Origin of the sequence: Streptomyces canarius (assembly GCF_014650735.1) — a bacterium.
In the GTDB taxonomy this organism is placed as follows: domain Bacteria; phylum Actinomycetota; class Actinomycetes; order Streptomycetales; family Streptomycetaceae; genus Streptomyces; species Streptomyces olivaceoviridis.
On the sequence record NZ_BMVN01000008.1, the window covers coordinates 32,279 to 45,771 of the forward strand.

General features: G+C 74.0%; 8 protein-coding genes. 4 read left to right on the forward strand and 4 right to left on the reverse strand.

Translation table 11 applies throughout. The features are described 5' to 3' along the window. Positions 1-70 precede the first annotated feature (70 nt). Both IE294_RS13775 and IE294_RS13780 read right to left on the reverse strand, forming a co-directional pair. Positions 71-2,662 carry a DUF5682 family protein gene (locus IE294_RS13775; protein WP_189885764.1) on the reverse strand — a complete coding sequence of 864 codons (2,592 nt, stop codon included), beginning with the start codon at positions 2,660-2,662 and terminating at the stop codon, positions 71-73. Next, positions 2,659-3,789 (reverse strand): ATP-binding protein, encoded by a 1,131-nt coding sequence (locus IE294_RS13780; RefSeq protein WP_103817654.1) that lies wholly within the window; start codon positions 3,787-3,789, stop codon positions 2,659-2,661. Before IE294_RS13780 ends, IE294_RS13775 begins: the two co-directional genes overlap by 4 nt. Before the next feature lie 132 nt (positions 3,790-3,921). On the opposite strand from IE294_RS13780, the gene IE294_RS13785 reads away from it, so the two are divergent. Both IE294_RS13785 and IE294_RS13790 read left to right on the forward strand, forming a co-directional pair. Continuing rightward, complete coding sequence (locus IE294_RS13785) at positions 3,922-5,277, forward strand: SWIM zinc finger family protein (protein ID WP_189885766.1); 1,356 nt, start codon at positions 3,922-3,924, stop codon at positions 5,275-5,277. Positions 5,278-5,339: 62 nt separating this feature from the next. Beyond that, positions 5,340-7,133 carry a DUF5691 domain-containing protein gene (locus tag IE294_RS13790; protein ID WP_373315818.1) on the forward strand — a complete coding sequence of 598 codons (1,794 nt, stop codon included), beginning with the start codon at positions 5,340-5,342 and terminating at the stop codon, positions 7,131-7,133. A 339-nt stretch (positions 7,134-7,472) separates the two neighbouring features. On the opposite strand, the gene icmB is transcribed toward IE294_RS13790, so the two are convergent. Then, a complete protein-coding gene (gene icmB / locus IE294_RS13795) occupies positions 7,473-7,895 on the reverse strand; it encodes a coenzyme B12-dependent isobutyryl CoA mutase small subunit (protein WP_189816521.1) in 423 nt (140 codons plus the stop codon). A 220-nt stretch (positions 7,896-8,115) separates the two neighbouring features. Here icmB and IE294_RS13800 point away from each other — a divergent pair, with 220 nt between their 5' ends. Both IE294_RS13800 and IE294_RS13805 read left to right on the forward strand, forming a co-directional pair. Next, positions 8,116-8,967 (forward strand): esterase/lipase family protein, encoded by an 852-nt coding sequence (locus IE294_RS13800; RefSeq protein WP_189885770.1) that lies wholly within the window; start codon positions 8,116-8,118, stop codon positions 8,965-8,967. A gap of 308 nt (positions 8,968-9,275) precedes the next feature. Beyond that, complete coding sequence (locus IE294_RS13805) at positions 9,276-10,808, forward strand: M23 family metallopeptidase (RefSeq protein ID WP_189885772.1); 1,533 nt, start codon at positions 9,276-9,278, stop codon at positions 10,806-10,808. A 54-nt stretch (positions 10,809-10,862) separates the two neighbouring features. On the opposite strand, the gene pcrA is transcribed toward IE294_RS13805, so the two are convergent. Next, the gene (gene pcrA / locus IE294_RS13810; RefSeq protein ID WP_189885775.1) at positions 10,863-13,343 is read right to left on the reverse strand and encodes a DNA helicase PcrA; all 2,481 of its coding nucleotides are present in this window, start codon (positions 13,341-13,343) and stop codon (positions 10,863-10,865) included. Positions 13,344-13,493: the final 150 nt, after the last annotated feature.

Below are 13,493 nucleotides of genomic sequence, written 5' to 3' on the forward strand. Positions count from 1 at the left end.
CTGTCCGTCGTGGCCGTCCTGCCTGACCTGCCCGACCTGCCTGACCTGTCCGCCATGTCCGTCCTGCCCGTCATGTGCCCACCCCCGTGAGACTGTCGTCGTGCGTGGAATCGGGTGCCGTCTCGTGTGTCGCTTCGCGCGTCACACCGGGTGGAGGGGTGGGCGCCGGGGCGGGCACCGCGTCGAGGCGCGTGTCCACGCCGAGCAGCAGCCGCAGGACCGGGAGCACGGCATCGGCACGTCCGATGTCCGGCTCGGCCGCGAAGCCAAAAAGGGTGGCTCCCTGGGCGGTGTCCTCACCGGGCCGGCCTCCGGGACCGCGCCGGACCAGTTCGCCGAGGGTTCTGCGCACCCCCGGCTCGTACGCCGCGAAGGTGCGCCGCAGCAGCGGCAGTACGTCCGTGAAGGCGTCCGCCGGAACCCCGGTCAGCCAGGTGTCCAGCAGGGCGAGCAGCCGCTCGTCGTGCACGAGCAGCAAACCGCCCCCGCCACCGGCGAAGCCCTCCACCCAGGCGGCGGCAGCGGCGGGAGGCGTGCCCGGCGACAGCGCGAGCCCCATCAGCCGGGCCGCCTCCTCGGGTGCCAGCGCCCCGTCGTCCAGCAACAGCCGCACGGCCCGGCCCCGGATGACACCGGGCGCGGTGTCCCGCAGGGCCAGCACCCGCAACACGGCCCGCCAGCGCCCCCGCAGCCCACCGCCTCCGGCAGCAGCGCCCACCCCCTCGCCGACCGCCCCGGCAGTCGCAGCCGCACCGGTGCCGTCCCCGCCTCCCGTAGGTTCGGCGGCACCCCCGTCGGCCGCCTCCGCGGACACCCCGGTCAGGCTCTCCGTCAGGAGTCCCACGGCCGTGTGCACGGCGTCCACGTGGCCGCGCATCTCCTCCGCCGCGTCGGTGTCGAGTGCGACGCAGGCCGGGGGCAGACCGACGAAGACGCGTTCGGCGAGGCCCGCCGCGACCTCGGCCAGCGCGCCGGTGTCGGTGCCGCGCACGTCGCCGTAGCGCAGCGAGCGGACCAGGGCGGGCAGGGCCTGGGCGAGATGGCCGACGTCGGTGTCCAGGGCCGCCCGGTCGGCGAGCACCCGCATGACCACGGGCAGCGCGTCCGGCAGCCCGGCCAGCAGGCACTGCTCGGCGAGCGCGGTGACGTCGGCGAGTGCCCGCGCCGCCGTCGCGTCCGCCTCCGCCTTGGCCCGTGCCGCCGCGTGGACGGTCGTCCCCCACACGCCCGCCTCGGCGACCCGCACCGACAGCTCGGGCTCCCAGCGCAGCCGCCACGTCTCCCGGAACGTGCCCGTGCTCCCCCGGGACCGGGCCGGCTCGCCCCAGCCGACGCCGAGCAGCCGCAGCCGGTGCAGCAGCCTGCTGCGGCCGGCGTCGGTGCCGCCGCGCAGATCCAGCTCCAGCTCGCGCTCCAGCGCCTCGGGTTTCAGCCGCAGCGACCGCTGCTTGCGGGCCAGGTCGCGCTGCAACGGCACCGCGGGCGCCGACTCCGGGACCTCGCCCAGGACGTCCCCGACCACCAGCCGGTCATGCACCAGCGCCAGCGGCACGTCCGAGCCGTCGCACAGCACCGCCCGCACCGCGTCGGTCGTCTCGCCCAGGCCGGGCAGCGGGCGGCCCCGCAGCGCGGCCAGGGTCTCCGCGAGCCGTACGGCCTCGATGACGTGCGCGGAGGACACGATCCGGTCCTCCGCGCGCAGCAGCCGGGCCACCTTGGTCAACCACCGCTCGACCGGCCGGTCGGGCGCGTGGAACAGATGCCCGTACCAACCGGGCGAGTCGATGCCGGCGCCGTAGCCGCCGGACCGGGCCAGCCTGCGGTGGGTCCACGGCACCCAGGTCAGATCGGTCCTGGTCCGGGGCAGCCCCTTGAGCAGCGCCCGGTCCGCGGTGACGGTGGTCCGCTCGCGCAGCGCGGGCACGTGCCAGGCCCCGCAGACCACGGCCACGGCGTCCCCGAACTCCTTGCGCGCGTCCCGCAGCCGGAGCCGCATGTGTGCCTCGCGGACGAGGTCCCGCGGGTGCCCGCCGGCGCCGTACCGCTCGCGCAGCGCTGCCATGGCCTCCGCCACCGCCACGAACGGCGCGAAGGGGTCGCGGGCGCCCGGCCCCCGGTGCTCGACGACGTCCTCCCACCAGCGCTCGGGATCGTCGTACCCGGCCGCCTCGGCGAGCACGGCGAGCGGGTCCACACGGACCTGGTCACCGTGACCGGAGCCGGGATCGGGTGCGGGCCCGGACTCTCCGGCGTCGTCACCTTCGTCGCCGTCGTCGCCGTCGTCGTGACCGGACTCGTCCGCTTCCTTCTGCCACGCCAGCGTGTGCGTGGCCGGCAGGTCGATGAAGCGGGCCGGGACGCCCTGTTCCAGGGCCCACCGCAGGGCCACCCACTCGGGGCTGAAGCCCGCGAACGGCCAGAAGGCCGAGCGGCCGGGTTCGTCCACGGCGTGGGCGAGCAGGGCGACCGGGGGCCGCAGGCCCGGGTCGGCGGCCAGCGGGATCAGCGCGTCGGCCTCGGGCGGGCCCTCGATCAGCACGGCGGCCGGCCGGGCGGCGTCCAGCGCGGTCCGCACCGCGCGCGCGGATCCGGGCCCGTGGTGCCGTACCCCGAGCAGCAGCGGCCCGGAGGCGTACGCCGTGCCCCCGCCGGTACCGGTCATGCGCTCACCTCCCGGCAGGCGCGGTAGAAGTCGGTCCAGCCCTCACGCTCGCGGACGACCGTCTCCAGGTACTCCTGCCAGACGACCCGGTCGGCCGCCGGGTCCCGGACGACGGCGCCGAGGATGCCGGCGGCGACGTCTCCCGGCCGCAGCACGCCGTCGCCGAAGTGGGTGGCGAGCGCGAGGCCGTTCGTGACGACGGAGATCGCCTCCGCCGTGGACAGCGTGCCGCTGGGCGACTTCAGCTTCGTCCGGCCGTCGGCGGTGATGCCGTCGCGCAGCTCGCGGAAGACGGTGACGACCCGGCGGATCTCCTCGATCCCGTCGGGCGCGGCCGGCAGGTCGAGGGAGCGGCCGAGCTGCTCGACCCGGCGGGTGACGATGTCGACCTCGGCGTCGGCGCTCTCCGGCAGCGGCAGCACGACGGTGTTGAAGCGGCGGCGCAGGGCGCTGGAGAGGTCGTTGACCCCGCGGTCGCGGTCGTTGGCGGTGGCGATGAGGTTGAACCCGCGGACCGCCTGGACCTCTTGGCCCAGCTCGGGGATGGGCAGGGTCTTCTCGGACAGGATCGTGATGAGCGTGTCCTGCACGTCGGCCGGGATGCGGGTCAGCTCCTCCACCCGGGCCGTCATGCCCTCGGCCATGGCGCGCATGACGGGGCTGGGCACGAGCGCGTCGCGGCTCGGGCCGTGCGCGAGGAGCTGCGCGTAGTTCCAGCCGTACCGGATCGCCTCCTCCGGGGTGCCGGCCGTGCCCTGCACCAGCAGCGTCGAGTCACCGCTCACGGCGGCGGCCAGGTGTTCCGACACCCAGGTCTTGGCGGTGCCGGGCACGCCGAGCAGGAGCAGGGCGCGGTCGGTGGCGAGCGTGGTGACGGCGACCTCGACGATGCGGCGCGGGCCCACGTACTTGGGTGTGATCACCGTGCCGTCCGGCAGGGTGCCACCGAGCAGGTACGTCGCCACCGCCCACGGCGACAGCTTCCAGCGGGCCGGACGCGGGCGGTCGTCCTGGGCGGCGAGCGCGGCGAGTTCGGCCGCGAAGGCGTGCTCGGCGTGTGGTCGCAGCGCCTGCGCGGTCTCGTCGCGGTCGGGTGCGGCGGTCGTCGGTTCCACGGACACAGACATGGCTGAGGCCCCCTCCAGCTCGGCCGGTTCGGATCTGGCATCCACCGTGCACCACGCCACTGACAATCGCTCTGACCAGCACAAACGCGTTCGCCGGGCCGATTGTCAGTGGTGGGACCTACCGTCGGAGACATGACTGAGCAGGGGGTGCGCTGGACCGCGGACCAGGTGCTGGCACTGGCGCCTGACGCCGCGTCACGCAAGGCGGGGAGCAAACTCGCGGTGGCCGGGCCGTGGTCCGGGACGGGGAGCGGAGAGGGGACGGTGTGGGGGCTGTGCAAGGGCAGCGGCAGCAGGCCGTACCAGACGGTGGCGGACCTGGCCGGCGCGGCCGGGCCGGCGTACAAGTGCAGTTGTCCGAGCCGTAAGTTCCCGTGCAAGCACGCGCTCGGGCTGCTTCTGCTGTGGGCGGGTGACGACGGCGCGGTGCCGGCCGCCGCACAGCCGCCGGAGTGGGCCGGGCAGTGGCTCGCGGGCCGGCGCGGACGCGCCGAAGTCGAACGGGCGCGGGCCGAGGCGGGTTCGGCCGCCGGGCCCGCCGATCCTGAGGCGGCCCGGCGCCGGGCCGAACGCCGGGCCGAGCGGGTCACGGCGGGCGCGAGCGAGCTGGAGCAGCGCCTGACCGACCTGCTGCGCGGCGGCCTGGCCGCGGCCGAACACGCGGGGTACGGCCTGTGGGACGAGACGGCGGCCCGCATGGTCGACGCCCAGGCGCCAGGACTGGCCGCGCGGGTCCGGGAACTGGGGGCGGTCCCGGCGTCCGGCGCGGGCTGGCCGGCGCGGCTGCTGGAGGAGTGCGCGCTGCTGCACCTGCTCGACCAGGGCTGGCTGCACCGCGACCGGCTGCCGGACGGCCTCGCGGCCACGGTCCGCTCCCGGCTCGGCCTGCCCGCCACGCCGGACGGCCCGCCGGTGCGCGACCGCTGGCTGGTCCTCGCCCAGTACGACACGGTGGACCCGAAACTGACGACGCGCCGGATATGGCTGTACGGCGCCGACTCCGGCGGTACCCGGCTGCTGCTGTCCTACGGAGCGGCGGGCCGGGCACCGGAGCTGTCGCTGCCGGTGGGCCTCGTCCTGGACGCGGAGCTGACGGCGTACCCGGGCTCCGGCCGGTCCCGGGCCGCCCTGGGCGAGCGGTTCGCCCCGCCGGTCCCGGCCGCGTTCCGCCCACCGGGCGTGACGACGGCCGAGGCGGCGGCCCGGTACGGCGAGGCCCTGCGCGACGACCCGTGGCTGGACGCGGTCCCGGTGACCCTGGACCGGGTGACGCCGGTCCCGGACGGCGAGGGATGGCAACTGGCCGACGCGGACACGGACACGGCCCTGCCGGTGACCCGGGCAGCCCGCTCCCGGCCCGGCCTGTGGCGGCTGGTCGCCCTGTCCGGCGGCGCCCCCGTCACGGTCTTCGGCGAGTGCGGCCACCGCGGCTTCACCCCGCTCACGGCCTGGGCGGAGGGAGAGGGCGAGGCGGTACCGCTGTGCTGATCCCGGCGGGCGCACACGGAAGGGCAGAAGGCGGACGGCAAGAAGAAGGGGAAGGGAACGTGATGCACGGGGCACCGCTCAGCGACGGGACACGGGCCGACGGGGACGCGGGCGACCCGGGGCACTCCCGGGAGGAGCCGGTCAACACCGCGGACGACTCGGCCGACTCCTCCGCACACCCCTCACAGGCCCCGGCGCCCTCCTGGGAGGAACTGGTCACCACCGCGCTCCTCGGCACCGACCGGCGTGCCCCGGCGCACGTCGTGCCGGGTCGCCCAGCCCCGGTGGCACTGCTCGACGCGGCGGCCGTGGCGACCGTACGGCGGCGGGCCGGGCTGCGGCCCGCGCGGGCGGCGCGGCGGCCCGGTCCGGCGCCCGCCGATCCGCGCCCCGCCCTGCCCGCACCGGCGGCCCGCAGACTCACCGCCCTGCTGGCCGACCGGTCCGGCGGCGCGGCCGGCAGCCGTCGGGGCAGCTCCCCCGACCTCATGGAGCTGCTCCCCCAGTGGCTCGCGGCGGCCAACGCGCACGGGTACGCGGCGCCCCCGCAGGTGCTGCCCGCACTGCTGGACGCGGCCCGGGGCCGTACGGACCTGCGCCCGGCGGCGCTGGCCTTCGCCGGCCCGCGCGCGCTGTGGCTGGCCCGGCTGAACCCGGACTGGCGGTTCGCCCTGCGCGCGGCCCCCGGCGGCGGCGCGGCGCTGCCCGATCCGGGGGACGCCGGGGCGGTGCGCCGGCTGTGGCAGGAGGAGCTGTTCGCCGAGCGGGCGGCGCTGCTGGGGGCCCTGCGCGTCCGCACGCCCGCGCTGGGCCGTGAGTTGCTGGCGTCGACGTGGGCGGCGGAGCGGGCGGAGGACCGTCTGATGTTCCTCGACTCGCTGCGCACGGGGCTGTCGGACGCGGACGAACCGTTCCTGGAGCAGGCGTTGGGCGACCGCAGCCGCAACGTCCGGGCGACGGCGGCGGAACTGCTCTCGGCGCTGCCGGACTCGGCGCTCGCCGCGCGGATGGCCGTACGGGCCTCGGCGTGTGTGGCCCTGGACCGTACGGGGAGCGCGCCGGCGATCGCGGTGGAGGCACCGCTCGCATGCGACGCGGACATGGAGCGGGACGGTGTCGTGGCCGTACCGCCCGCGGGGCGTGGGGAACGGTCCTGGTGGCTGGGCCAGTTGGTGGAGGCCGCCCCGCTCGGCACCTGGTCACAGCGGCTCGGCGGGCGCACGCCCCAGGAGATCGTCGCGCTGCCGGTGGCGGACGGCTGGCAGGGTGAGCTGCACGCGGCCTGGTGCCGGGCGGCGGTACGGCAGCGGGACGCCGCCTGGTCGCGGGCCCTGCTCGGCTCGCCGTCCGCACCGGAGGCGGATGGGCCGGGCGCGGTGTCCCTGGCGGAGCGGGCGAAGCTGCTGGCGGCGCTGGATCCGGCGGAACGGGCCGCGTGGGTCGCCGGGTTCATCGCCACGCACGGCCTGTCGGAGGCGTTCCAGCTGCTCGGGGTGTGCGCGGTCCCCTGGGCTCCCCCGCTGGGCCAGGCGGTCGTGGACGCCCTGAACATCGGTCGGGACGCGGGCAGTTACCCGTGGAGCTTCAGCGGGGTGATGGGACTGGCGGAGCGCTGCCTGGACCCGGCGGAGGCCGTCCGGCTGGAGGCGCTGCTGGCGGTGCCCGACGAGCGGGAGGACGCCGCGCCGGGGGCCGGCGGGTACTGGGCGGAGGCGTTCCAGCGGCTGGTCACGACCCTGCGGCTGCGGGCGGCGATGACCCGGGAACTGACCCCGCCCACCCCGGACACTCCACCGCCGAGAACGCCCGCGCCACCACCGGAGACACCGCCACAGCCACGGGAGGCAGCCGCGTGACCCACGAAAGAACCCTGGCCGCCGGGGGCAGCCACGTAACGGCTCGACGCGGGGCAACCGCGTAACGGCCGAGGGCAGCCGAGCGCTTGCGTAAGCGGCCGAGCACCGGGCTGGTGTAAGCAGCCGGGTACCGCGCGTCACGCGGCTGCGGAAGCGCCGGAAGCAGCCGCGCGACGGCTCGACGAGGAGCGACCGCGTACCGGCCGAGGGCAACCGCCGAGCGGGGCGTAAGCAGCCGCGTGACGGCCCGAGGAGAGCCCCTGCCCGGCGGGAGCAGGCCCCGACCACCGGGACCAGTTCGGCACCCGGAAGCAGCCGCGTAACCGCAGGAAGCGGCCGTCAGCCCCCCGACGCCGCCGGCTGGCGGACGTTCTCGCGGACCCACTCCACGATCGACGCGGTCGTCGCCCCGGGGGTGAAGATCTCCGCCACGCCCTTCTCCTTCAGCGGCGGGATGTCCTCCTCCGGGATGATGCCGCCGCCGAAGACGAGGATGTCCTCGGCCTCGCGCTCCTTGAGCAGGTCGATGACCGCGGCGAACAGCGTGTTGTGGGCGCCGGAGAGGATGGACAGGCCGATCGCGTCGGCGTCCTCCTGGATGGCGGTGTCGACGATCTGTTCCGGCGTCTGGTGGAGCCCGGTGTAGATGACCTCCATACCGGCGTCGCGCAGGGCGCGCGCGATGACCTTGGCCCCACGATCGTGGCCGTCGAGCCCCGGCTTGGCGACCACCACGCGGATCGGACCGGCTGCCACACCCATCACTGCCTCCATCAAGCGACCACGGAAGCGATCGCTTCCGCCGTATCGACAAGTACCGCACTTTTGGCGCGTTCCGCCACCGTCGCGAAGTGAACGAACGTTATCTCCAGCATCCCGCAAGCGGCAGTTTTACGGTGCGCGGCGAGGGGGAAATCACATGGTGGGACATGAGGGCACACGGGGGTCGAGCCGTCCCCCGGCGTGCCGACAGGAGGTGCCCATGAAGGTCACCGGGGTTTTGCCGCTCTTCCTCCCGCTCTGCCGCCGCCTGTGGCCCGGCAGACTGGCCGGACTGTCCATGACGCTGCTGCGGGCGACGGCCCTGGAGGCGGCGATCCTGGCGGGCCACCTCCTGCTGTACCCGACCGGCCTGATCCAGGAGCGGCACTCCGGCGCCCTGCCCGCCTCGGGCGGCGCCGCCCGGCTGCCGGTCCGTCCCGCGCCACCGGTCGTCCTGCTGCATGGCTTCATCGACAACCGTTCGGTGTTCGTCCTGCTCCGCCGCACCCTCGCCCAGCACGGCAGGCACCGGGTGGTGTCGCTCAACTACTCGCCGCTGACCTGCGACATTCGCATCGCGGCCGAGCTGCTCGGCCGGCACATCGAGGAGATCTGCGAGCGCACCGGCAGTGCCCGGGTCGACATCGTCGGGCACAGCCTCGGGGGCCTGATAGCGCGCTACTACACCCAGTGCCTGGGCGGTGACCTGCGGGTACGCACGCTGGTCACCCTCGGCACCCCGCACTCGGGGACCCGGGTGGCGCCGCTGGCGGACGCGCACCCGATCGTGCGGCAGATGCGGCCGGGCTCCGCGGTGATCGAGGAGCTGACCCGGCCCGCCCCCGGCTGCCGGACCCGCTTCGTGAGCTTCTGGAGCGACCTGGACTCGCTGGTGGTCCCCCTGGAGTCGGCCCGCCTGGAGCACCCGGACCTGGACGCGCAGAACGTCCGGGTGACCGGCATCGGCCATCTCGCCCTGCCCGTGCATCCCGCCGTGGCGGCCGGGATACGCGAGGCCCTGGACGTCCCGCACCCGGAGGACCGGGCCGCCGACGGCCTGACGGTGGCCTGAGGCCCGGCAGCGACCGGAGCGCGGGGCCCGCGCACAGCCGACGGCCCCCGGCGCACAGCCGACAGACCACCCGACGCACAGCCGACGTATCACCGATTCACCACCGATGCACAGCCCGCACCTCACCGCTCGACATCGAACACTCTTCGAACGCAAGGCCAAGGTCGGGTCCTGGAGCCCCGAAACACGGCCGAATGCCCGTTTCCGGCCCACGCGAAACAGGCCGAAGATTGTCGCGCCCAGGTACCGCCGGGTACAGTCGCCGCACTGCTCTGGCAGCCCCTGTTGTCGAGGCGAAAGAGAAGTTGGTGAACGACCGTCACCCGTCGGGGACCATGACCACCCCGGCCCCGGCTTCCGACGCCTCCACCGCGCACTACGTGCCGTACGGGGCACAGGAAGCCCCCTACGACGACCTCACCACGTACGGCGGTTACGACGCCACCGGTTTTGCCGGTGACTCGGGAAGCACCACGACCTTCCACACCGACCCGCTCTTCGGCAGCCTCCCGGGCGGCGAGCAGACCACCGGCGCGTACGACACCACGCACTGGCAGACCGGCACCGCCCAGACCCCGGCCTACGACCCGTACGCGGCGCAGCCCTACGCCGCCTACGACTCCGGCGTCTACGACAGCACCGCCTGGACCGTCCCCGCACAGCCCACCGGGAACGACGTCAGCGGCCAGTGGGACGCCGGCGCCTGGTCGCAGCCGGACCCGTCCGGCGCCGCCGACCCCACCCAGCAGTGGGAGTGGGGCACCCAGACCTTCGACACGGGCGCGTACGACGCCACGCAGTGGAACTCCGCGGGGCAGAGCGTGCCGGCGCAGTCCGAGCCGGGTGGCGAACCGTTCGATCAGCAGGCCACCGCGACCTTCCACGCGGTCGGCGACCCGCAGTCCGCGTTCGAGCACGCGGGCGATCCGCAGGCGACCGCGGCCTTCGAGCAGGTGCCGTACGAGGACACCGCCTTCGACGAACAGCCCGCCGCCGAGGGCGAGTCGGACTCCACCGGCGAACTGCCCGCCGTGAGCGGTCTGCTGGACGACCAGGAAGAGGTCACCCCGGCGCCGACGACCCGCACGGGCTCGCGCGGCGGGGCGCGCTCCCGGCGCCGTACGCCCGCCAAGCGCTCCGCGCTGCTGACCGTCGCCGTGCCGTCGGCCTGTGTGATGGGGGTGGCCGGGATCGCCGCCGCCTCCGTCGGCGCACTGACCGACGACTCCAAGGACACCGCCACCACCGCCTCGGACGCGCAGCCGGTCAAGCCGTCCGTCGCCAACAGCAAGCTGGACAGCCAGCTCAGGACGCTCTCCGCGGGCGCCGACGACTTCGCCGACCGGGCGAGCCGTACCCAGGAGCGGATCGACCTCAAGGCGCAGCAGGAGCTGGAGAAGAAGAAGGCTGCCGCGGAGGCCGCGCTCAAGGAGCGGCTGCGGCCGAAGTTCGCGCTGCCGGTCGCGCAGCACGGACTCAGCGCCTACTTCGGCCAGGCGGGCATCAACTGGATGTCGGTGCACACCGGCATCGACTTCCCGGTCTCCTACGGCACCACGGTGATGGCCGCCACCGACGGCACCGTCACCACCAAGTGGAACAGCGCTTACGGCAACATGATGATCGTGACGGCGAAGGACGGCACGGAGACCTGGTACTGCCACCTCTCCAGCTACAGCGTCGCCTCCGGTACGACCGTCAAGGCCGGCGAGCCGATCGGCCACTCCGGCAACTCCGGCAACTCCACCGGTCCGCACCTGCATTTCGAGGTACGGCCGGCGGGCGGGGCGGCCATGGACCCGCTGCCGTGGCTGCGGAGCCACGGTCTGGATCCCACGTAGGCACAACCCACGCAGACACCAGGGCCCCGCTCCCCAGCGGGGCCCTCCCTCCTGTTACAGCCTCTCCACCGGCGCGTACCGCAGCAGCAGCCGCTTCGGCTTGGCGTCGCCGAAGTCGATCGTCGCCTCCGCGTTCGCGCCCGTCCCCTTCACGGCGACGACCGTGCCGAGCCCGAACTGGTCGTGGGTGACCCGGTCCCCGACGGCCAGCGCGACCACCGGCTTCTCCGACGTGCGCCGCGTGGCGAACCCGGACGCGCCGGATGCCGAGGAGCGGGAACGGGTCGAGGACAGCGAGGCCGCGATCCCGGACGTCGGCCCGGAGGCCATGGGCGCCGCCGCCCCGGTCCGCTTCCACTCCACGTGGGCGGGCGGGATCTCCTCCAGGAAGCGGGAGGGCGGGTTGTACGACGGCTGGCCCCAGGCGCTGCGCAGCGCCGACCGCGTGAGGTAGAGCCGCTCCCGCGCGCGCGTGATGCCGACGTACGCCAGGCGCCGCTCCTCCTCCAGCTCCTTGATCTCGCCGAGGGCGCGCATGTGCGGGAAGACGCCGTCCTCCATGCCGGTCAGGAACACGACCGGGAACTCCAGGCCCTTGGCGGTGTGCAGGGTCATCAGCGTGATGACGCCGTCGCCGTCCTCCTCGTCCGGGATCTGGTCGGAGTCGGCGACCAGGGCGACCTGCTCCAGGAAGTCGGCCAGGGTCCCCTGCTCGCCCTCGCCCCGCTCCTGCTCGAACTCCAGGGCCACGGCCGCGAGTTCCTGGAGGTTCTCGATCCGGGTCTCGTCCTGCGGGTCGGTGGAGGCCTGCAACTCGGCCAGGTAACCGGTGCGTTCGAGGACGGCCTCCAGCACGGTGGCCGGCCCTGCGCCGGACTCGACGATCGTCCGCAGGTCCTCCATCAGCGTGTTGAACCGCTTGACCGCGTTGGTGGAGCGCGCGGCCATGCCGTACGCCTCGTCCACCCGCTTCAGGGCCTGCGGGAAACTGATCTTCTCGCGCTGGGCGAGGGCGTCGACCATCGCCTCCGCGCGTTCGCCGATGCCCCGCTTGGGCACGTTGAGGATGCGGCGCAGCGGCACCGAGTCCTCGGGATTGGCGAGGACACGCAGGTAGGCGAGGACGTCCCGGACCTCCTTGCGCTCGTAGAAGCGGACACCGCCGACGACCTTGTAGGGCAGGCCGACGCGGATGAAGATCTCTTCGAACACACGGGACTGGGCGTTGGTGCGGTAGAAGACGGCGACGTCTCCCGCGCGTGCGTGACCCGCGTCGACCAGGCGGTCTATCTCCTCGGCGACGAACTGGGCCTCGTCGTGCTCGGTGTCGGCGACGTACCCGACGATCCGGGCGCCCTGACCGGCGTTGGTCCACAGGTTCTTCGGGCGGCGGGACTCGTTGCGCTCGATGACCGCGTTGGCGGCGGACAGGATGGTCTGCGTGGAGCGGTAGTTCTGCTCCAGCAGGATCGTCGTCGCGTTCGGGTAGTCCTCCTCGAACTGGAGGATGTTGCGGATCGTCGCACCCCGGAAGGCGTAGATCGACTGGTCGGCGTCGCCCACGACGCAGAGTTCGGCGGGCGGGATGTCGTACTCGCCGGGCGGGGTGTCCTCATCGTGTTCGCCGGTGCCGACGAGTTCCCGCACGAGCGCGTACTGGGCGTGGTTGGTGTCCTGGTACTCGTCCACCAGGACGTGCCGGAAGCGTCGGCGGTAGTGCTCGGCGACGTCCGGGAAGGCGCGCAGCAGGTTGACCGTCGTCATGATCAGGTCGTCGAAGTCCAGCGCGTTCGCCTCGCGCAGCCGCGACTGGTACAGGGCGTAGGCCTGCGCCAGGGTCTTCTCGAAGCCGTCGGTGGCCTGGGCGGCGAAGTCCTCCTCGTCGATCAGCTCGTTCTTCAGGTTGCTGATCTTGGCGCTGAAGGACTTCGGCGGGAAGCGCTTGGGGTCGAGCTCCAGGTCGCGGCAGACCAGGGCCATCAGGCGCTTGCTGTCGGCGGCGTCGTAGATCGAGAACGACGAGGTGAAGCCGAGCTTCTTGCTCTCGCGCCGCAGTATGCGCACGCACGCGCTGTGGAAGGTCATCACCCACATCGCGTTCGCGCGGGGGCCGACGAGGTGCTCGACGCGCTCCTTCATCTCGCCCGCGGCCTTGTTGGTGAAGGTGATCGCGAGGATCTGGCCCGGGTGGACGTTCCGCTCGGCGAGCAGGTAGGCGATGCGGTGGGTCAGCACGCGGGTCTTGCCGGAGCCGGCGCCGGCGACGATGAGCAGGGGGGAGCCCGCGTGCACGACCGCGGCGCGCTGGTTCTCGTTCAGCCCCTCCAGCAGTGCCGCCGCGTCGAGGGCGGGGCGCGGGGCGCCGTCGCGGTAGTACGCGTCCCGGTCCGGTGGCACGTCGAACTTCCCGCCGAACAGATCGTCCGGAAGCGGCTCCGGAGCGTGATCGTCCTCGGGCGGCGGCGGTGGTTCCTCCTCGTGCCCGCGAGGGGTCTGGAGGTCCGCCAGGAAGCTGTCGTCAAAGAGGCTGCTCATCGCTCTACGAGTCTAGGGCGCCCCACCGACAACCGGTCGCGGTCCCCGGAACATGGCGGCTCGGGCGCGAGTTGATCTTCGTGCCGGTCGGACCGACCCGCCGATCACGCATCGGAAGCGCCTGGTCACAGCGACGTGAACCGCTGCACG

Bases quoted from the DNA above. Each gene is read 5' to 3' on its own strand.
- IE294_RS13785 (WP_189885766.1), top strand. From the start codon at position 3,922: ATGACTGAGCAGGGGGTGCGCTGGACCGCGGACCAGGTGCTGGCACTG.
- IE294_RS13800 (WP_189885770.1), top strand. From the start codon at position 8,116: ATGAAGGTCACCGGGGTTTTGCCGCTCTTCCTCCCGCTCTGCCGCCGC.
- IE294_RS13790 (WP_373315818.1), top strand. From the start codon at position 5,340: ATGCACGGGGCACCGCTCAGCGACGGGACACGGGCCGACGGGGACGCG.
- icmB (WP_189816521.1), bottom strand. From the start codon at position 7,895: ATGGGTGTGGCAGCCGGTCCGATCCGCGTGGTGGTCGCCAAGCCGGGG.
- IE294_RS13780 (WP_103817654.1), bottom strand. From the start codon at position 3,789: ATGTCTGTGTCCGTGGAACCGACGACCGCCGCACCCGACCGCGACGAG.
- pcrA (WP_189885775.1), bottom strand. From the start codon at position 13,343: ATGAGCAGCCTCTTTGACGACAGCTTCCTGGCGGACCTCCAGACCCCT.
- IE294_RS13775 (WP_189885764.1), bottom strand. From the start codon at position 2,662: ATGACCGGTACCGGCGGGGGCACGGCGTACGCCTCCGGGCCGCTGCTG.